20 protein-coding genes are annotated in these 19,060 nt (G+C 66.5%); 12 read left to right on the top strand and 8 right to left on the bottom strand.

Annotation, left to right across the window (positions count from 1 at the left end; translation table 11 throughout):
- Window positions 1–108 precede the first annotated feature (108 nt).
- The 7 genes from DWF00_RS14105 to DWF00_RS14080 form a co-directional block, all read right to left on the bottom strand.
- Entirely contained in the window at window positions 109–1,092 is a 984-nt protein-coding gene (locus tag DWF00_RS14105) for a succinylglutamate desuccinylase/aspartoacylase family protein (RefSeq protein WP_210207940.1), read from the bottom strand.
- Window positions 1,093–1,231: 139 nt separating this feature from the next.
- Window positions 1,232–1,405 carry a hypothetical protein gene (locus tag DWF00_RS29440; protein WP_181832843.1) on the bottom strand — a complete coding sequence of 58 codons (174 nt, stop codon included), beginning with the start codon at window positions 1,403–1,405 and terminating at the stop codon, window positions 1,232–1,234.
- A 97-nt stretch (window positions 1,406–1,502) separates the two neighbouring features.
- Window positions 1,503–2,366 carry a formyltetrahydrofolate deformylase gene (purU, locus tag DWF00_RS14100; RefSeq protein ID WP_114831983.1) on the bottom strand — a complete coding sequence of 288 codons (864 nt, stop codon included), beginning with the start codon at window positions 2,364–2,366 and terminating at the stop codon, window positions 1,503–1,505.
- A 284-nt stretch (window positions 2,367–2,650) separates the two neighbouring features.
- Window positions 2,651–3,079 carry a nuclear transport factor 2 family protein gene (locus DWF00_RS14095; protein WP_114831984.1) on the bottom strand — a complete coding sequence of 143 codons (429 nt, stop codon included), beginning with the start codon at window positions 3,077–3,079 and terminating at the stop codon, window positions 2,651–2,653.
- Window positions 3,080–3,163: 84 nt separating this feature from the next.
- Window positions 3,164–4,195, bottom strand: a complete 1,032-nt coding sequence (locus DWF00_RS14090; RefSeq protein WP_181832844.1) for a TRAP transporter substrate-binding protein — start codon at window positions 4,193–4,195, stop codon at window positions 3,164–3,166.
- A 126-nt stretch (window positions 4,196–4,321) separates the two neighbouring features.
- On the bottom strand, window positions 4,322–5,608 hold the full coding sequence (locus DWF00_RS14085) for a TRAP transporter large permease (RefSeq protein WP_114831986.1): 1,287 nt from the start codon (window positions 5,606–5,608) through the stop codon (window positions 4,322–4,324).
- A complete protein-coding gene (locus DWF00_RS14080) occupies window positions 5,605–6,183 on the bottom strand; it encodes a TRAP transporter small permease (RefSeq protein ID WP_181833307.1) in 579 nt (192 codons plus the stop codon). Before DWF00_RS14080 ends, DWF00_RS14085 begins: the two co-directional genes overlap by 4 nt.
- 277 nt (window positions 6,184–6,460) lie before the next feature.
- Here DWF00_RS14080 and DWF00_RS29850 point away from each other — a divergent pair, with 277 nt between their 5' ends.
- From DWF00_RS29850 to DWF00_RS14055, 5 genes are all read left to right on the top strand, one after another.
- The gene (locus DWF00_RS29850) at window positions 6,461–7,588 is read left to right on the top strand and encodes an HpcH/HpaI aldolase family protein (protein ID WP_245973897.1); all 1,128 of its coding nucleotides are present in this window, start codon (window positions 6,461–6,463) and stop codon (window positions 7,586–7,588) included.
- A 16-nt stretch (window positions 7,589–7,604) separates the two neighbouring features.
- Entirely contained in the window at window positions 7,605–8,000 is a 396-nt protein-coding gene (locus DWF00_RS14070; protein ID WP_114831989.1) for a nuclear transport factor 2 family protein, read from the top strand.
- Window positions 8,001–8,198: 198 nt separating this feature from the next.
- Entirely contained in the window at window positions 8,199–8,513 is a 315-nt protein-coding gene (locus DWF00_RS14065) for a DUF4286 family protein (protein ID WP_114831990.1), read from the top strand.
- Between the two features lie 49 nt (window positions 8,514–8,562).
- Window positions 8,563–9,429 (top strand): amidohydrolase family protein, encoded by an 867-nt coding sequence (locus DWF00_RS14060; RefSeq protein ID WP_114831991.1) that lies wholly within the window; start codon window positions 8,563–8,565, stop codon window positions 9,427–9,429.
- A gap of 115 nt (window positions 9,430–9,544) precedes the next feature.
- A complete protein-coding gene (locus DWF00_RS14055) occupies window positions 9,545–10,243 on the top strand; it encodes a TetR/AcrR family transcriptional regulator (protein ID WP_114831992.1) in 699 nt (232 codons plus the stop codon).
- Between the two features lie 49 nt (window positions 10,244–10,292).
- Here the strand turns inward: DWF00_RS14055 and DWF00_RS14050 are convergent, their stop codons facing one another.
- Window positions 10,293–11,123, bottom strand: coding sequence for an alpha/beta fold hydrolase (locus tag DWF00_RS14050; RefSeq protein WP_114831993.1), 831 nt, complete (start codon window positions 11,121–11,123; stop codon window positions 10,293–10,295).
- 121 nt (window positions 11,124–11,244) lie between these two features.
- On the opposite strand from DWF00_RS14050, the gene DWF00_RS14045 reads away from it, so the two are divergent.
- From DWF00_RS14045 to DWF00_RS14015, 7 genes are all read left to right on the top strand, one after another.
- The gene (locus DWF00_RS14045) at window positions 11,245–12,228 is read left to right on the top strand and encodes a GlxA family transcriptional regulator (protein WP_114831994.1); all 984 of its coding nucleotides are present in this window, start codon (window positions 11,245–11,247) and stop codon (window positions 12,226–12,228) included.
- A 235-nt stretch (window positions 12,229–12,463) separates the two neighbouring features.
- Window positions 12,464–13,435 (top strand): Bug family tripartite tricarboxylate transporter substrate binding protein, encoded by a 972-nt coding sequence (locus tag DWF00_RS14040; RefSeq protein ID WP_114831995.1) that lies wholly within the window; start codon window positions 12,464–12,466, stop codon window positions 13,433–13,435.
- A 108-nt stretch (window positions 13,436–13,543) separates the two neighbouring features.
- Complete coding sequence (locus DWF00_RS14035) at window positions 13,544–14,944, top strand: MmgE/PrpD family protein (protein ID WP_181832845.1); 1,401 nt, start codon at window positions 13,544–13,546, stop codon at window positions 14,942–14,944.
- Between the two features lie 21 nt (window positions 14,945–14,965).
- Window positions 14,966–15,406, top strand: coding sequence for a tripartite tricarboxylate transporter TctB family protein (locus DWF00_RS14030; RefSeq protein ID WP_114831997.1), 441 nt, complete (start codon window positions 14,966–14,968; stop codon window positions 15,404–15,406).
- Window positions 15,406–16,908: a tripartite tricarboxylate transporter permease gene (locus DWF00_RS14025; RefSeq protein ID WP_114831998.1), complete on the top strand. Its 1,503-nt coding sequence runs from the start codon at window positions 15,406–15,408 to the stop codon at window positions 16,906–16,908. Before DWF00_RS14030 ends, DWF00_RS14025 begins: the two co-directional genes overlap by 1 nt.
- A 122-nt stretch (window positions 16,909–17,030) precedes the next feature.
- The gene (locus DWF00_RS14020) at window positions 17,031–17,993 is read left to right on the top strand and encodes a tripartite tricarboxylate transporter substrate binding protein (protein WP_114831999.1); all 963 of its coding nucleotides are present in this window, start codon (window positions 17,031–17,033) and stop codon (window positions 17,991–17,993) included.
- Window positions 17,994–18,091: 98 nt separating this feature from the next.
- Window positions 18,092–19,033 (top strand): ABC transporter substrate-binding protein, encoded by a 942-nt coding sequence (locus DWF00_RS14015; RefSeq protein ID WP_114832000.1) that lies wholly within the window; start codon window positions 18,092–18,094, stop codon window positions 19,031–19,033.
- The last annotated feature ends 27 nt before the right edge of the window (window positions 19,034–19,060 follow it).

Here is a 19,060-nt window from a genome sequence, read left to right as displayed (position 1 = left end):
CTGGTGTTAAGGCCACCATGCAGAGTTCGGACCGGATGACCAGCGGCACAGCGCATATTCGCCATGAGCGCTCCGGGAGGCGAGGGCGCGTGCCCATTCTTAACCGGATCAGTGCTTGCGCTTGCTCGCGACGCCAAAATGGCAGATTGGCTCGCCCGGCTTGGCGGTCGCGCTCGGGAAGATGATGAAGCCGTCGACCGGCGCCGTCACCGCGCTGCCATCCGCGCGCCGCGCCATGACCGCGCCGGCCGGCACGGCATCGCCGGTCTTCCAGCCGCCCTCGACCTTGTCGCCCTCCGCCTCGCAGATCACGACCTCGACCATGTGGATGATGGTGGTGAGCGCTGACGGAGGTGGCGGTGCGTCGATCAGGCCGAGCAGCGCCAGCGTGTTGCGGATCGCGACATAGCCGACCTCGACCGAGGCGGGGTCGTCATGCTGCCCGCATTCGAGCGTGACGGCATAGCCGCCGGCGAAGCGCATGTACTCCGTCGTGCCGTACCCTTCCGTGACCGCCAGCGGCGGCAGGTTCAGGCGTTTGCGCGCCGCAATGATCTGCATGTAGTTGTCGAGCCAGCCATGGATCGCCACGGGGACGCCGAGGCAGGCGGCGAGCGCGAGCTCGGCGGCCTCGTGCCGGAAGGGCTCGAGCTCGCCGGCATTGTTCTCCGGCCCGAAGAAGACGAAGGGCTCGCCTTCGCCGCGGAAGGAATGCACGTCGAGCAGCATGTCGTGCTCGCGCAGCAGGGCGCAGAGCCGGCGGCCGATCCGGTCCTCGTTGTCGACCGGCTGCGGCCGCTCGTACATGTCGCGGTTGAGGTTGCGGTCGCCCTCGCGCGTGTTCTGGCGATAGGCCTTGGCGTTGGCGACCGGCACGAAGGTGACCTCGCCGTGGCGGATCAGCAGGCGGCCGGCCCGGCAATCCTCGATGATGCGGGCGATCGCGTTCGGGCCGCAGGTCTCGTTGCCATGGACGGCGCCGAGCACGAGCAGCTTCGGCCCGGATTTCAGGCCGTGGAAGCGCACGCTCTCCAGCGGCGCCTCGTCGGCATCGGGCACGGTCCAGCCGGGCTTGGTGGATTGCATGGTCATGGGCTGCCGTCCCCTCAGTCAGCGTCCTTCGGGGGGCTTTTTGACCGGTTGCCTGAGCTCCTGCCAATCCCGTCGCGCACATGCGCTCCATACGCCCGGGCGCTTGCCGGACCAAAGCGAATATGCTGGACGGCGCAACTTAACCGGTCGACGTGATCAGCCCCACGCGGATAGCGATCACGCCCGCGAGCAGCAGCAACAGCGCGAGCGATTGCAGCAGGTCCAGCAGGGCGCCGTCCGACGGCTTGGCCCGCTTGTCGGCGCGCAGGACCCGCCGGCGCTCCGGCCAGCGCAATGCATCATAGGCGACCATCTCGACCTCCCTAACGGAGCGGATAATCGGCCCATGCGGCGCAAGCGCGCCATTCCGAAGGCGCCGGTGGGCATAAGGCCCGCGTAAACGGCCGCTCTCAATCGGTGAAGACGACGGTCTTCTTGCCGTTGAGCAGGACGCGGTCCTCGAGATGGTGGAGCACGGCGCGCGCCAGCACGCGGCGCTCGATGTCGCGGCCCTTGCGCACGAGGTCGTCGGGCGTGTCGCGGTGCGAGATGCGCTCGACGTCCTGCTCGATGATCGGGCCCTCGTCGAGGTCGGAGGTGACGTAGTGCGCGGTGGCGCCGATCAGCTTGACGCCGCGCTCATGCGCCTGGTGGTAGGGCTTGGCGCCCTTGAAGCCGGGCAGGAACGAGTGGTGGATGTTGATGCAGCGGCCAGCCAGCTTGGCCGAGAGCCCGTCCGACAGGATCTGCATGTAGCGGGCGAGCACGACGAGGTCGGTCTTCGTCTCCTGCGCCAGCTGCCAGATCCTGGCCTCCTGCTCCATCTTGCTCTGGCGCGTCACCGGCAGGTGGTGGAAGGGCAGGCCGTCGAGATCGGTCGAGGCGATGCTGTCGCTCGGGTGGTTGGAGACGATCGCCGAGATCTCCATCGGCAGCTCGCCGATGCGCCAGCGGTAGATCAGGTCGGCCAGGCAATGGTCGAACTTGGAGACCAGCAGCATGACGCGCTTCTTCGCCGCGACCTCGCGCAGCGTGTAGTCCATCGCGAAGCGCCCGGCGAGGGTGGCGATGGAGCCGGCGATCGCCTCCTGCGACTGCGCCTCGTCGAGCCGGTTGAAGACGACGCGCATGAAGAAGCGGCCGGTCTCGGTATCGTCGAATTGCTGGGCGTCGAGGATGTTGCAGCCGGCCTCGAACAGAAGCGTCGAGACGGCGGCGACGATGCCCGGGCGGTTCGGGCAGGAGAGGGTGAGGATGGCGGTGCGTTCGAGCATGGCTGTTGCCGCGCGGCTGGCGGCCCTTCGAAACCGGAGAGGCAGGACGGGGGAGGTCGAGGCGCGCGACGCGCTGCGCTCAACCTCGGCCGCTCTGAGCCGCGGCGCAGCCGTACATAGCCGCCGAAACGGAGAGCGTGAGCCAGAAGCTGCCGGCCATGCTGCGTGCGACCATGATCTCGAAGACCGTCCCGGCGTCCGGGCCGTCAGCCGACCCGCCGACGATGCACACCAAGATAGGCGGAGCTTGTCAAGCCGCGCTGCGCCGCAGGCTGCAGCGGGCGCTACATATGGACGTCGAAGGACTTGTCCATGATGACGATGCGGCTGTCGAACAGCCATTGCCCGCCGACGCGGGTCAGGTCGCAGACATACTCGCCGGGCGAGAGCAGCTCGGTCTCGCCGTCGCAGGTGTAGAAGTCGAGCAGGTAGCACCGCGCCTTGGCCTTGTCGCCATCGACTTCGGCGGTGACGTTGCTCACGACATGGCGGAACTGGGCCTTGCGCTCGCGCGTGACGCGCTCCGTCCGCTCCGCGAAGTCGCGGATTCCGGCATGGCCCTCGAAGCGGCCGAGCACCGGGCTTTCGATGAAGGCGCTCGCGCTGAAGCAGCCGACCACGCCTTCGACGTCGCAATGGTCGAGCATCGTCGCGTAGCGGATGAACAGGCCGTTGATCTCGAACCAGTCCTGCAGGGAGGCTTGCTTCATCATGCGTCTTTCGGATCTTGATCGCGCGTCGGCATCGAAGGGCAGGGCGCCTGCGGCTTGGCCGCAAGCGCCCCTCGCATTGTCGGCTCAGGCGCCCTTGAGGGCGGTGCTGCACTTGTCGAGCCAGGCCTTGCCGATCTTCCCCTCGAACTGGGTGTGGACCTGCTCCGTCGCCTTGACGAAGAGCGCCTTGTTCTCCGGCGTGATGACGTTGACCTTGGCGACCTTCTCGAGCGTGGCGCGGGCCCGCTCGATGTCCTTGGGCTGGGCATCCCATTGCCAGTCCATGGCCTTCTTCATGGCCTGGTTGATCATCGCCTGCTCTTCGGGCGCGAACTTCTTCCAGGTCGCCGGGCTGGTGGCGTTGAGGAAGAAATCCATCGTATGAGCGTCGAGCGAGACGTATTGCGCGACCTCGTACATCTTCTGGTCGACCACGTCCGGCAGCGGATACTCGAAGCCGTCGACGACGCCCTGCTGCAAGGCGAGGTAGAGCTCGGACGGATCCATCGCGACCGGGCTCGCGCCGAGTGCCTTGAACGCGGCCATGTAGACCTCGCTGTTGATGACGCGCAGCTTGAGGCCAACGGTATCAGCCGGCTTCTGCACCGGGCGCACCCGGTTGACGATGTGCCGGGGCCCGAGCAGCCAGTAGCCGAAGACCTTGAGGCCGACGGCCTCGGTCATCTTCGAGATGTCGGCGCCGATCTCGCCCTCGAGCGCGGTGCGCAGCTTCACCGGCGAGTCGATCATGTAGGGCAGCGTGAAGACGTCCATCGGCTTGACGAAGTTCGAGTACCAGGCCGGGACCGCCATGCTGAAGTCGAGCGAGCCGGCCTGCACCGATTGCAGCATCTCGGAGATCGGGCCGAGCTGCGAGCTCGGGAAGATCTGCAGCCGGAACTTGTTCGACGACAGGGCGGCGAGCTCGTCGCCGAAGCGCTGGATCGCCTGGTGATAGACGGTGTTCGCCGGCACCATGTGGCCGAAGCGCAGGCGCACCGGCGACTGGCCGATGGCGGGCATGGCGAGGCCCACCGTGCCGGCCGCGGCAGCGGCCAGCTTCAGCGCGTCGCGGCGGTTGAGGCCCTTGGTCCGGTGGATGTCTTTGCGATTCATGGTCATTCCTCCCTCGGGTTGATTTTGTCGTGACCGGAAGCTGGCGAGGCCGTTACCTCGGCTTCCGGCAGGTCGCGTCTTGCCAAGTCGCGTCTTGCCAAGTCGCGCCTTGCATTGCCTGCAAGTTCAGAAGCCCAGCGCCGCCGGCAGCCATGTCGTCAGTTGCGGGATGAAGATCATCAGGACGACGACGAGGACGAGCCAGATGACGAAGGGCAGGATGGCCAGCGACAGGCGCTCGACCGAGACGTTCACCAGGCTCGACGTCATGAACAGGATGACGCCGACGGGCGGATGGACGATGCCGACCATGCAGCTGATCACGAAGATGAGGCCGAACTGGACGTCGGGCACGCCGTACTGCACGGCGATCGGCGCCAGCAGCGGCGCGATCGCCACCATGATCGGCACGGCGTCCATCACCATGCCGAGCGCGAGCAGGGCGAGCATCACCAGGAGCAGGAACACCGTCGGGCTATCGGTGACCGAGGTCAGGAAGTCGGCCAGCGTCTGGGTCACGCCGTCGAAGGCGAACAGCCAGGCGATGATCGACCCCGTCGCCAGCAGCATGCCGACGACCGAGCTGATGATCGCGCTGTAGAGCACGGAATCGTAGATGTCCCGCCATCTCAGCCCGGGCTTCGACAGGAAGCCGATGATCAGCGTGTAGACCACGCCGATGCCGGCGGATTCGGTGGTGGTGAAGATGCCGCCGACGATGCCGCCGACGATCACCACCGGCAGGAAGAGCAGCGGCAGTACGGCGATGGTCTGTTTGATCAGCTCGCGCGGCAAGGGGCGTTCGAGCACCTTGCCGTAATTGTGCTTCTTGGTCGTGTACCAGGTCATCACCAGGAAGCCGGCGGTGAACAGCAGGCCGGGCACGATCGCCGCGATGAAGAGTGCGCCGACCGAGACGTTGCCGACCGACATGGCGTAGATGATCATCGCCAGGCTCGGCGGGATGATCGGGCCGATCACGGCCGTCGCCGCGGTCAGGGCCGCGCTGTAGAGCACGGGATAGCCGGCACGCACCATCAGCTGGATCTGGACGCGGCCGGTCGAGGCGATGTCCGAGACCGCCGTGCCGCCGGCGCCGGCGAAGACCAGCGATTGCAGCACGTTGAGATAGGCCATGCCGCCGCGCGAGCGGCCGAGCACCATTTGCAGCCACACGACCATGCGCGGCAGCATGTGGGCCCGGTCGGCCAGGATGCCGAGCATGGTGAAAAGCGGAATGGCGAGCAGCGGGAACGACCCGAGCGACGAGTAGAAGCGCCGCGCCAGGATGGTCGGCTCCATGCCCTCGACGAAGAGCATGAAGGTCGAGGTGGCGAAGCCCATGCCGAACGCCACCGGCATGCCGATCACGATGGTCAGCAGGAAGAGGATGCCGACGATGGGCAGCATCATGACGCCGCCCTCCCGGCAGAGGCGGCCGCGCGCCGGTCAAGCGCCATCAGCACGAGCATGTGGTAGATCAGCAGCGCAAATCCGACCGGGATCGCCAGGAAGCCCCAGAGCAGGCTTAGGTTGAGGGCCGGATCCGTTTGCTTCGCGGCCGGACCGAGCGAGACGAGGCCGCTCCACAGCATCTCGACGAAGAACACCAGGGACAGGACCTGCCCGACCAGCTTCACGATCCGTGCGGGGCCGGGCTTGAGGTTGTTGACCAGCAGCTCGAAGCCGACATGGGAGCCCTGACGCAGGGCCAACCCCGCGCCGAGCAGGAAGAACCAGAGCAGCAGAAACTTCGCCCCTGCGCTGACGAAGAAGGAGGATGAGCCGAAGACGTAGCGGGAGACGACGTCGTACGAGATCAGGAAGGTGAAGAGCACGCCGGCGGCGACGAGGATCCACTCGGTCGCCTTGATGACGATGTAGTCGATTCGATAGAGCGCGGGATGCATGGCAACGAACTGCTCGTTGATGTGCTTGTCCCAGGTCTTTTCATCCGAATCCCATGACTCGGCTTCGTCATTGCTCATGACGTCTGGCATGCATCCTCCCCAATGGTCTTCTATTTTTGTTTGGCTGTCTTGAGTCCGGCTGCGGCCCTTCCTGGCCGGCGCGCTCCTCTGCTGAGACTGTTTGCGAACCCTGCTCGGAGCCTCCCGTCCGGGGCTGCGCCACAGTGGCCGGCTCTCGCATTCTGGCGTCGAGGATTAACGCAAATGAGGCCGCTGCACAACGTTTTTTAGTAAGCTATAATTAAGATGGCGGCCTGACATGTTTTTCCTATCATGTTGATAGGAATATCTTTTTGTGCGCCGCAAACTTGATGGCGAAGGGCTGTCGGCGGTTGACTTCGTCTTCGAAGCCTCATTATTTATAATTCTAAAATTAATAACGCTCAAGCCGATCTCGCTCTGGGCCATGGGGTGGAAGATGCCGACGCCAGCCAGGCTGTGGCAGCTTGCAGCCACGTGTCCCGACCGTGCGGCGCGACGCTGGAGGAAACGCTGTGAAACCTGCCGCGATCGACGCGGTGACGGTGCTCGTCACTGCTGGCCGGGACGAACTGCGCTTCGGCTGCCCATGGCCCGACAGGCCGTTTCCGCCCGAGACCCCGATCCGCTCGCAGCAAAGGCCGCCACCATGCCCGTGATCCAGCCCCGCAACCACCTCAAGGACAAGCTCGCCAGGGACGAGGTGGTCACCTCGATGGCCGTGCGGTTGGTGGACAAGCCCGCCATCGCGGCCTTGGCCGCCGCCGCGGGCTTCGACACGATCTATGTCGATCTCGAGCACAGCCCGATATCGCTCCAGTCGACCAGCGACATCTGCATCGCCGCGATGGCAGTCGGCGTCACGCCCTTCGTCCGGGTGCCGTCGATCTCGTCGGGGCTGGTCTCGCGCGTTCTCGATGGCGGAGCGCTCGGCATCGTCGCGCCGCATGTCGAGACCGCCGCTGCGGCGCAGGACGTCGTCGAACTGGTGAAGTTCCCACCGCAAGGCCGCCGTTCCGACGGCGGGGCCATGCCGCATTTCGGCTACCAGAATCCGGCGGTCGCCGAGACGCATCGGCTCTTCAACGAGGCCACCAGCGTGGTGATCATGATCGAATCCGCGGCGGCCCTGGAGCGTCTCGACGAGATCGCCGCGGTTCCCGGCGTCGACCTGCTCTTCATCGGCAGCAACGACCTCTGCGCCGATTTCGGCGTCACCGGCGACTTCGATCACCCGCGCCTGCGCGAGGCCTTCGAGCATACGATCGCGGCGTGCCGCCGGCACGGCAAGCACGCCGGCGTGGGCGGGCTCGCCGGGCGGCACGATCTCATCGCCGATTTGGTCGCCAAGGGCGCGCGCTATGTGTCCGTGGGCTCCGACCTGGGGTTCCTGGCGGCGGAGGCAAAGCGATTGACCGATCTCGTTCACGGCTTTGGCCGCTAGAGCCGGAGGCAAGGGCATGACGCAAGACAGCAGTGAAGAGGCCGCCATCCGCGCGGCGGAGAGCGCGCTCTATGCCGCGATGATCGCCGTCGATCTCGCCGCGCTCGACAAGGTCCTGAGCCCGGACCTGAGCTACATCCATTCGACCGCCGTGGCGGAGGGCAAGGCCGAGTATCTCGACCGCGTGAAGGCCCGGCACTACGACTACAACTCCATCGCCAGCCGCGACGTCGTCATGCGCATCCGCGGCGACCTCGCCGTCATGAACGGCACGCTCGACATGGCCGTGGCCACGGCCGGCGGCCCCAACCTGATGATGACGCTGCTCTTCGTCCTGATCTGGACCAAGCAGGACGGACGCTGGCTGCTCTCGCTCCGCCAGGCGATCAACGCCGGCGTGAGACCTGCCTGAGCTTGACAGTGAAGGCTATTTGTAGATCAATAAATAAGCAAGGCAGGCGGGTGCAAGGCAGGCGGGTGGACGTCACCGGGCGCATCGCGAATCCGGCGGCGCACGCCCTGCGACAGCAGTCAACGACATCAAGAAAAGCGGCGGCAGGCCGCGCCATTGGGAGGGGTTGTCTTGAGCACGTCAGAGAGGCGCGGCCTCATGATCGCGATGATCGATGTCGAGCCGGAATGGGAAGAGGAATTCAACCGCTGGTACGACGAGGAGCATTTCCCCGATCGCGTCAACTGCCCCGGCTTCCTCAACGGCCGGCGCTTCGTCGCCATCGACGGCTCGCCGAAATACCTGGCGGTCTATGAGCTCGAGAGCCCGGAGGTCATGCAATCCGAGGCCTACAAGAAGATCTCCCAGCAATCGCCCTGGACCAAGCGCATCCACGAGCACCTGACCACCGTGAAGCGCAACGTCTATGTCGAGATCACACCGGACCTGAAGGCCAAGGCAAAGGGCGAGTGAGCCGCAAGGGCACCTCGTCGCACGCCGGCCCCGATCGAAAGCCAGTCCCATGAACCTTTGCCAACCGCCGCGCGCCGTCACGCGCAGTCCGACGCTCGTCGTCCCCGAGAATGCCTGCGATTGCCATTGCCACATCATCGGGCCCGAGGCGCGCTACCCGGTCTCGCCCAGCCGCACCTTCACGGCGCCGGACGCGCTGACTGACGCCTATCTGCGCATGGCCGGCACGCTCGGCATCGAGCGCATGGTCATCGTCCAGCCGAGCTTCTACGGCACCGACAACTCCCGCACGGTCGACGCCATCGCCGAGCTCGGCCAGCATCGCGCCCGCGGCGTCGCCGCCGTGTCGCCCGACATTTCGCAGGACGATCTGTGCGCCCTCGATGCCGCCGGCATCCGCGCCGCCCGCTTCATCACCACGGCGGGAGGCGGCGCCGCCATCGCCGATCTCGAGACCGTGGCGCGCAAGATCGCGCCGCTCGGCTGGCATGTCGAGCTCTACGTGCCGCCGGTATCCTGGCCGGACATCCTGCCGACCCTCGCCAAGCTGCCGGTGCCGGCAGTGCTCGACCATATGGCGGCGCTGAGCGCGGACGAGGCGAGGAACGACCCCGCCGTCGTCGCCGCGATCCTGCGCCTGCTCGATGCCGGCAAGGCCTGGGTCAAGCTCTGCGGCTACCGCGCCTCGGCGGCAGGCCACCCTTATGCGGACGTGCCGCCACTCGCCAAGCTGCTGATCGCGCACGCCCCGAGCCGCTGCGTCTGGGGCAGCGACTGGCCGCACACCGCCATTGCCGGCCATATGCCGGATGATGGCGACCTGATCGACCTGCTGCTCGACTGGGAGCCGGATGAGGCGGTGCGCAAGGCGATCCTGGTGGATAATCCGGCCAGGCTCTATGGCTTCGATACCTGAGCTATGTCTGCGAGAGCGTGCCGGCGAGCCCGCTCCCTTGACCTAGCCAGCGCGCCTACCGAGAATCCTGCTACGCGACGATATCAAGCTGCTACCGGGGATTGGTTGGTCATCATTGCTCACTGACGCGAAGAGCAGCCGCACGAAGCCGGCCGGCGAGGGGGGCGAGGCAGCGCCGCGCCGCCGCCGCATGGTGCCGGCCGACCGCGAGCAGATGATCGTCGCAGCGGCGCGGCGCTATTTTGCCGACTACGGGTTGACCGGCAGCACCACCGAGTTGGCGAAGCGAATGGGCATCACCCAGCCGCTGCTCTACCGTTATTTCCCGACGAAGGACGCGCTGATCGCCCGCGTCTTCGAGAGCCTGTTCCCGCAGGACAAGTCGCCGGAATGGGAGCGGCTGCTCGAAGATGCATCGATCCCGATGCGCGAGCGCCTGAAGACCTTCTACAAGGAATTCTCGCATCACGTCTTCACCTATGAGCATGTCCGCCTGTTCCTGTTCAGCGGCCTGAGCAAGTTCGAGTACAACACCAGGTATTATGAGCTTTTGACCAAGCGGCTGTTCCATCGCATCGCGCTCGGGCTGCGCCAGCATGTGGCGGCCGGTGGATCTGCGGGCAGGGCAGGGCCCGTCAGCGACGCGGAGCTGGAACTGGTCCAGAGCCTGCACGCCGCGATCTACCATGTCGGCTTCCGCCGCTGGGTCCATACCCCCGGCCTCAGTGGCGATATCGACGGCCTGATCGAGTTCAAGGTCGACTGCTTCCTCGACGGCGTCGCCGCGACGATGCAGCACCTGCCGCCTGAGTGACGGCGAGCCGGGGAGGCCGGCTCGCCGCTTCGGATCGGCTCTTTGCGGATCAGGCCTTGATGAAGGCGAGCAGGTCCGGGTTGATGATCTCCGGATGGGTGGTGCACATGCCGTGCGGCAGGCCGTCATAGGTCTTCAGCGTGCCGTTCTTGAGCAGCTTGGCCGCGAGCGGCGCCGAGTCGGCATAGGGCACGATCTGGTCGTCGCTGCCATGCATCACCAGGACCGGGACGTCGATCGCCTTCAGATCCTCGGTGAAGTCGGTCTCGGAGAAGGCCTTGATGCAGTCGTAATGCGCCTTGGCGCCGCCCATCATGCCCTGCCGCCACCAATTGTCGATCAGGCCCTGGTGCACTGTCGCGCCCGCGCGGTTGAAGCCGTAGAACGGGCCGGCGGGCACCTCGATGTAGAACTGGGCGCGGTTGGCGGCGAGCGCAGCGCGGAAGCCGTCGAACACCTCGATCGGCAGGCCGCCCGGGTTTGTCTCGGACTTCACCATCACCGGCGGCACGGCGCCGATCAGCACCGCCTTGGCGACGCGGCCGGCCTCGGCGCGGGCGACGTAGTGGGCGACTTCGCCGCCGCCGGTGGAGTGGCCGATATGGACGGCGTTCTTCAGATCGAGCGCCTTGGCCAGCTCGATGACGTCGGCGGCGTAGGTGTCCATCTCGTTGCCATAGGCGGTCTGGGTCGAGCGGCCATGGCCGCGGCGATCATGTGCGATCACCCGGAAGCCCTTCTCGAAGAAGAACAGCATCTGGTTGTCCCAGTCGTCGGCGCTGAGCGGCCAGCCATGATGGAAGACGATCGGCTGCGCGTCCTTCGGGCCCCAGTCCTTGTAGAAGATCTCGGTGCCGTCCTTCGTGGTGATCGTGCTCATCGTTCGCTTCCTTCAGCTTCCGGGCGGCGGGTGCGTCGCCCCTCGGTATGGACGGTTATAGGCGGGACGGTGCATGCTGCCGCTTGGCGGAACCGACAATGTGCGGGGCGAAACTGACAACATGACGACAGGTAAGGGGATTATTGCCGAGATCGGCCTGCTCGCCTATCCCGATGCGCAACTCGCGGCCGTCTACGGCCTGACCGACCTGTTCCGCATCGCCGGCGAGCAGAGTCGGGCGAGCGGCGAGCCGGACGCGGCCGTGATCCGCGTCAGCCATTGGCGTCAGGCCGCGGACGGCGCAGGCGTCGAATGCGCCTACGACAGCCATCCGGGCAGCCCCCATAAGCCGAGCCACCTGATCGCGCCGCCGAGCCTGATCATGCCGGACAAGATGCAGCCGATGCGCGGCTTCGTGAGCTGGATGACTGAGCGCCATGCGGCTGGTACGACGCTCTGCTCGGTCTGCGCCGGGGCGTTCCTGCTCGGCGAGACCGGCCTGTTGGCCGGCCGCGAGGCGACGACGCATTGGGCCTTCGCCGAGGCGCTGGCGCAACGCTTCCCGGCGATCCGCGTCGATACCGGCCGCATGGTGATCGATGATGGCGACATCATCACGGCCGGCGGCATCCTGGCCTGGACCGATCTCGGGCTGACGCTGGTCGAGCGGCTGCTTGGCCCGAGCGTCATGCTGGAAACCGCGCGCTTCCTGCTGATCGATCCGCCAGGCCGGACGCAGCTTCCCTACAGCCATTTCGTCCAGAAGCTCGACCATGGCGACGCCGCGATCCTGAGGGTGCAGCACTGGCTCCAGGCGACGCTCGGCAAGGACCATGGCGTGCCGGCGCTGGCCGCGCGCGCCGGGCTGGAGGAGCGGACCTTCCTGCGCCGCTTCCGCAAGGCGACCGGCCTGCGCCCGACCGAGTACGCCCAGCAGGTCAGGATCGCCAAGGCGCGCGAGGCGCTCGAACTGAGCCGCCGTCCCGTGGCCCAGATCGCCTGGGAGGTGGGCTACGGCGACGCCTCGGCATTCCGCAAGCTGTTCCAGCGCGTGACGGGGCTGGCGCCGGCTGACTATCGCCGGCGCTTCGGCGTGGCCGGCTGAGCGGGCCTTCTCTAGGAAGCACGCAGGTCCGCCTTCGCGCTCTGCAACGGCGCAACGGCGTTCCGGCAGACGAAATTGTCTCGAACCCGCCTTGTGCCGTGCCGGGACCTGGCATGGAGTTCAGCGGATCGCCGGTGGTCGGGCTGCCTTTGCCCTTGCTCCGCGCGACCTGAATCGACGCATCGGCAAGGCATCGGCCGCCGGAAGACGTCGATCGGAACGACAGGGAAACGCCATGATCCTGAAACGCCGCAGCGCGCTGTTGATGTCCGCGCTGATCGCCCTCTTTCCGCTCTGCGCCGGTGCACAGACAGCCTATCCGACGAAGCCGATCCGGCTGGTGGTCGGCTACGCGCCCGGCGCCTCCACCGATCTGATGGCGCGCTTCACGGCGGAGCACATGGGCCACCTGCTCAACCAGCGCATCGTCGTCGAGAACCGCCCGGGAGCCGATTCCGCGCTCGCGACGCGCCTGGTCAAGAACGAGCGCCCCGATGGCCATACCCTGCTGTTCACCACGCTGACCCTGGCGTTCAACCTGCACGCCTTCAAGGAGCCGGGCTACAAGCTCGATGACTTCGTCACCATCGGCGCCTATGGCTATACCGGCAACACGCTCTTCGTGAACACCAGGAGCAGCGGGGCGAAGACCCTCAAGGAGTTCATCGCCTACAGCCAGGCCAACCCGGGCAAGATCACGGTCTCGTCGCTGGGCAAGGGCAGCGCTCCCGCGCTCGCCGCCAACCGCTTCGGCACGCAGGCGAAGATGGGCTGGCGCGAAATCCCGTTCAAGAGCGCCGCCGACGCGGTCGCGGCAGTCGTCGCCGGCACCGTCGACGCCTATATGGCCGCCCCCTCCACCGCGATGGCGTCGATGAGCCAGCCGGATATTGCGGTGTTCGCGGTGACCGGCGATGTGCCGAGCCCGGCGCTGCCCGGCGTCCCGACCTTCAAGCAGCTCGGCTACGACATGCCCGACAGCATCTCGCTTGGCGTGTTCGCCCCCAGGGACACGCCGCAGCCGATCATCGACAAGCTGCGCGCGGCTCTGGAAGAGGCCAAGCTGAACGACGACAACCGCAAGAAGGTCGAGGCCGCCGGCCTCCAGCTCTACGCCGGCGACTGGAAGAATTTCGACGCGCGCCTGAAGGCCAGCGGCGACCTCTATCTGGCCGACACCAGGCAGCTCGGCATCGAGCCGCAATAAGAGACGATCCCTAGGCTCTGGCGAGAGCAAGGACGGTGGCGGCAGCGCTGCCCCGATCGACGCGGCCGGATCGCTCGCAAAACCTGAATGAAAGCCGAGGTTGCAACTGTGACGACGATTTCCTCACACATCGCCGGCTGGGTGAACCGGACGTCGCTGAGCGCTCTTCCCCCGGAGGTCGTGCAGGGCACGAAGCTGCGCATTCTCGACCTGACCGGGGTGATGCTCGCCTCGTCCCGGCTCGGCATCGTGCAGGCTGCGCGACGGGCCTGGGCCGAGATCGAGTCCGGCGCGGGCGCTACGCAGCTCGGCACGACGGCAGCGACATCGCCCGCCACCGCCGCCTTCCTCAACGGGATCGCGGCCTCGGCGCTCGAATTCGACGACACCTATCTGCCGACGACGATCCACGCCACCGGCCTCGCTCTGTCGGTCTGCTATCCGGAGGCGCAGCGCCGTCCAGTCTCGGGGGCGAAGCTCATCGAATCCGTGCTGCTCGCCAGCGAGTCGATGATCCGGCTCTCGGTTGTCTCGACGCAGGACTGGTTTCGCTTCGGCATCCACCCGACCGGCGCGTTCGGCGTGTTCGGCGGCGTCTGTGCGCTGGCCAAGCTGCGCGGCCTCGACGACGCGGCAATCATCCGCGGGCTCGGCCATGCCGGTTCGATGTCGGCCGCGCTGACGGCGGCGTTCGAGGACGGCACCTCGACCAAGAACCTGCATGTCGGCCTCGCCGCGGCCAACGCGTTTCGCGCGGTTGCGCTGGCGCAGCAGGACATCTCCGGACCGACGCTCGTCTATGAAGGCAAGTTCGGCTGGTATCGCGCCCATGTGCAGTCCGACGGCAAACGCCATTACGAGGCCGTCACGACCGATCTGACGAAGGGCGGGCTGGAGCAGGACTGGCTCTCGCTCGAAATCGCCACGAAGCTCTATCCGGTCGCCTATCCGCTGATGCCGCATATCGAGGCAGCGATCGAGCTGCGCAACCAATACGGAATCGAGCCGGAAGAGGTCGACGAGATCGACGCCTATCTGGCGGAGCGCACCTTTCCGATGCTGTGCGAGCCGCCGGAGCTGAAGATGAAGCCGCTCACGACATGGCATGGCCGCATCAGCGTGCAGCACACCATCGCCGAGGCGCTCGTCAGGGGCGAGATGACCAAGAACGCCTATTCCGAGGAGGCGATCCGGGATCCGCGCATCAACCTGCTCGCGACGAAGGTGCGCCACCTGCCAGACCTCGAGGCGCCGAAGAACCCCCTGCGGTCGCGCGCCAAGATCGTGGTCCGGATGAAGGACGGCCGGGAGCTCTCCCACGAGATCCTCGATTTCCGCGGCACGCGCCGCAACCCGATGACGACAGACGACTACATCGCCAAGTTTCGCGCCAATACAGGCGACCTGCTGCCGGCGGGTCTCATCGACGAGACCATCGACAGCTTCCTCAAGATCGAGGGCATCGACGACATCGTCCCGCTGCTGCAGCGGCTGACGATCGCAGCCTGATCCCATCCAGAGGAGCTCGGCATGGCCTTTTCCAAGGATCTCCTGTCGGGGCTGATCTTCGCGGCATTCGGCCTCGCGGGGATCGCGATGGGCTGGAGCTTCGATCCCGGCACGGCACGCGAGATGGGCTCCGGCTATTTTCCGCGCCTGCTGTCCTGGGGAATCCTGGCGCTTGGCCTCGTCATCACGGCGCGGGGCCTCGCCGCGACGCATGGCGACAAGATCGAGGCGCTTCACCTGCGCCCCTTCGCCTTCATGATCGCCGGGATCGTCCTGTTCGGGCTTCTGCTCGAACGCGCCGGCCTGGTGATCTCGCTGCTCGTGCTGTTCGGCTTCGCGGGGGCGGCCTGCTACGATTCACGCTGGAAGGAGGTCGTCATCTCCGGCCTGCTGCTCACCGTGTTCGCCGTGCTCGTCTTCATCTACGGGCTTGAGCTCCCGATGCCGATGTGGCCGGTCTGATGGAGACCGCGCACAACCTGCTCCTGGGCTTTTCGGTCGCGCTGAGCGGCACCAACCTGCTGTTCTGCTTCATCGGCGCGCTGCTCGGGACGCTGATCGGCGTGCTGCCGGGCATCGGGCCGCTCGCCACGGTCGCCATGCTGCTGCCGGTGACGTTCCAGCTCGACCCGACCGCGGCGCTGGTGATGCTCGCCGGCATCTACTATGGCGCGCAATATGGCGGCTCGACCACCGCGATCCTGGTCAACCTGCCGGGCGAATCCTCTTCCGTCATCACCTGCCTCGACGGCTACCAGATGGCGCGGCAGGGGCGCGCGGGCTCGGCGCTCGCGATCGCGGCGCTGGGCTCGCTCTTCGCGGGTTGCGTCTCGACGCTCGTGATCGCGCTGTTCAGCGCGCCGCTGACGGCGCTCGCGCAGCAGTTCCGGCCCGCCGACTATTGCGGGCTGATGACCTTCGGCCTCGTCGCCGCGGTGATCCTGGCGCGCGGCTCGCCGCTCAAGGCCGTCGCCATGGTCATGCTCGGCCTGCTGCTCGGCCTCGTCGGCACCGACGTCAATTCCGGCACGACCCGCTACATCATGAAGATGGAGAGCCTGGCTGACGGCATCGGCTTCGTCGGGGTCGCGATGGGGCTGTTCGGGCTGGCCGAGATCATCAAGAACCTGGAGGAGCGCGAGCATCAGCGCGCGGTCATGGCGAAGATCGAGCGGCTCTGGCCGACGCTGCAGGACATGAAGGATTCCTGGCGGCCGGTGCTGCGGGGCACGGCGGTCGGCTCCTTTCTCGGCGTGCTGCCGGGCGGCGGCGCGCTGCTCTCGTCCTTCGCCGCCTATACGCTGGAGAAGCGCGTATCGCGGACGCCGGAGCGCTTCGGCAGAGGCGCGATCGAGGGCGTCGCCTCGGCGGAATCGGCCAACAACGCCGGCGCGCAGACCTCGTTCATTCCGCTGCTGACGCTCGGCATACCGTCGAATGCCCTGATCGCGCTGATGGCGGGCGCGATGATGATGCATGGCATCACGCCCGGGCCGCAGGTGATGACGCGCAATCCGGACGTCTATTGGGGCCTGATCGCCTCGATGTGGATCGGAAACCTGATGCTCGTCGTCATCAACCTGCCGCTGATCGGCGTCTGGGTCTCCCTGCTCAAGGTCCCGTATCGCCTGCTCTATCTCGGCATCACCATGTTCTGCTGCATCGGCGCCTACAGCCTGAACAATTCCGTCTTCGACATTCAGGTCGCGGCGGTCTTCGCGGTGCTCGGCTATATCTTCATCAAACTGGATTGCGAGCCGGCGCCGTTGATCCTCGGCTTCATCCTCGGTCCGCTGCTGGAGGAGAACCTGCGCCGGGCGATGCTGCTGTCCCAGGGCGACTGGAGCGTCTTCGTCACGCAACCGATCAGCGCGACCTTCCTGCTGCTGTCGCTGGTGCTGGCGGCGCTCATAGTGGTGCCCAATGTCCGCAAGACGCGGGAAGCGGCCTTCGTCGCCGATTGATCGGGCGGGCTCGCCGCGCCCTCCGAAACCATTTCTGACAGCGAAAACACTTCCGCTCGGCGACACAGCCGGTGCGGCGAAGCGTAACGTCGATCCAGGTCTTAGCTGGAAAGACAGAGCCGATGAGCACCTCCATCAGCGTTCCATCGCGTGCCGCTCTTACCGGCGTGATCGCCGGATTCCTGGCCTTGCCGGCGGCGGCGGCGACGTGCCCGGCCGGCTTCCCGAACAAGCCGATCCGGTTCGTGGTCGGGTTCGGGGCCGGCGGCGGCACCGACGTCATCGGCCGTGCCGTCGCAAACGGCATCGAGAAGCAGCAGAAATGGACCGTGGTGGTCGAGAACAAGCCCGGCGCCGGTGGCGGCGTGCTCAACTCGTGGCTCAAGGCGCAAGCGCCGGACGGCTATGCCATCGGCGTGAACGGCACCGATTCCGTCACGATCAACCCTGCCCAGGCCAATGTCGGCTACGAGTGGCAGGATTTCGACTATCTCGGGTCGGGTATGCAGACCTGGTACGCTCTGGTCGCCCTGGCGGATCGACCTTACCGCGACCTGCCCGGCCTGATCGCCTATGCCAGGGAGAAGGGCAGGGCGACGATCTCGGTCAACGGCGTGATCGGCGAGATCCTGGTGAAGCAGCTCGCCAAGGAATACGGCGTCAACCTGGTTCCCGTTCCCGGCACGGGGGCCGCGGAAGCCATGACGGCCGCTCTCGGCGGCCATGTCGACGCGACGACGCAGGGCACTTTGCACGTCGCGCAGATCAGGTCGGGAAAGATGCGGCAGCTCGTCTCGCTGATCAACCGGCGCGTGCCCTATGCGCCGGATTCGGCGACGCTGGCCGAGCAGGGCTCGAAGACGCCGCCGCTCGAATCGCACACCTTCTTCATGACGCCGAATGGGCTGTCGCCGGAGATCAAGACCTGCCTCAAGCAGGCGATCGACGAGGCCGTGAACGCGCCTGAATACAAGGCGCAGATGGCCAAGTTCGACAACGAGGCCCTCAACCTCGGCGAAGATGGCAATATCGAGATCAATCGCCGCCTGGCGGCCTTCTACAAGGACGCGCTGGGGCAGAAATAATCCGCACCGCGTCCGTCTGTATTTCCCTGCCACCGCTGGCCGGCCCCACTCCGCGGACCCTCGCGGCGTCGCCTTCGGCCGCTCTTCCGAGGTCTTTCATGAACCTGCGTGTTTTCGGCGTGCATTCCGTCATCGAGCTCGCCCCCGTTCTCCATGCGATGCGGCAAGTCTCGGGCGGGACGCGGGAGGTCGAGTATGGCGGCGTCGCCCATCTCATCGATGCCGGGCACCTGCTCCAGGCGCAGGAGGGCATGCCTGGCGTCATCAACAAGGAGGCGCCGCTGCCGCGCAACGCCGGCGGCGCCGATCTCGCGACCAATGCGGAAACCCAGACGCTGCGCATGTCCGTGGCCAGACCCGATATCCGGATCATCATGACGGTGGCGGAAGGGCTGTACCGGATCGTGGCGCGGCGCTCGGCCGGCATCGCCTCGGTTCGCGACCTCGCGGGCAAGCGCGTCGGCACCTTTCCGCGCACCTCGGCGTCGTTCTGCCTCTACAAGGAACTCGCCCATGCCGGCCTCTCCGAAGACGACATCGACATCGTCCCGATGGCACCAGCCGGAGAGATCGCGCGGGCGATGATCGCAGGCGAGGTCGATGCGATCGCGATCTGGGAGCCGGCGGCGCAGGACGCTTTCGACGCGCTCGGCACTGATGCGATCGAGCTGAAGACGCCAGGGCTCTACCGCGAGATGTTCAACCTCAACACGACGGCCGACAAGCTCGCCGACCCGGTCAAGCGCGCCGAGGTCGTCGCGTTCATGCGCGCCCTGATCGCCTCGTGCCGGCACATCACGCAGCATCCCGAGGATGTCTGGCCGCTATCGGTCCGCACCACCGGGCTGGAGCTCGAGAGCATCAAGGCCTCGTGGCGGCATCACCGCTGGATCGCCGCCATGCCGGCCGACCTCCTCGACGTGATGGTCGACGAGGAGCCCTGGATCGCGGCGGAGCAGAACCGCCAGCCCCGCTCGCGCGCAGAGCTGGGCTCGCTGATCGATGACAGCGTCTTCCGGGAAGCCAGCGCCGCGTCGTAGGCGCGCCAGCAGCCTCGGGATGCGCCG

The sequence above is a fragment of the Allobosea caraganae genome (assembly GCF_003351345.1).
In the GTDB taxonomy this organism is placed as follows: Bacteria; Pseudomonadota; Alphaproteobacteria; order Rhizobiales; family Beijerinckiaceae; genus Allobosea; species Allobosea caraganae.
The sequence above is the reverse complement of the archived record's forward strand: the minus strand, read 5'-3'. Positions and strand labels throughout refer to the sequence as shown.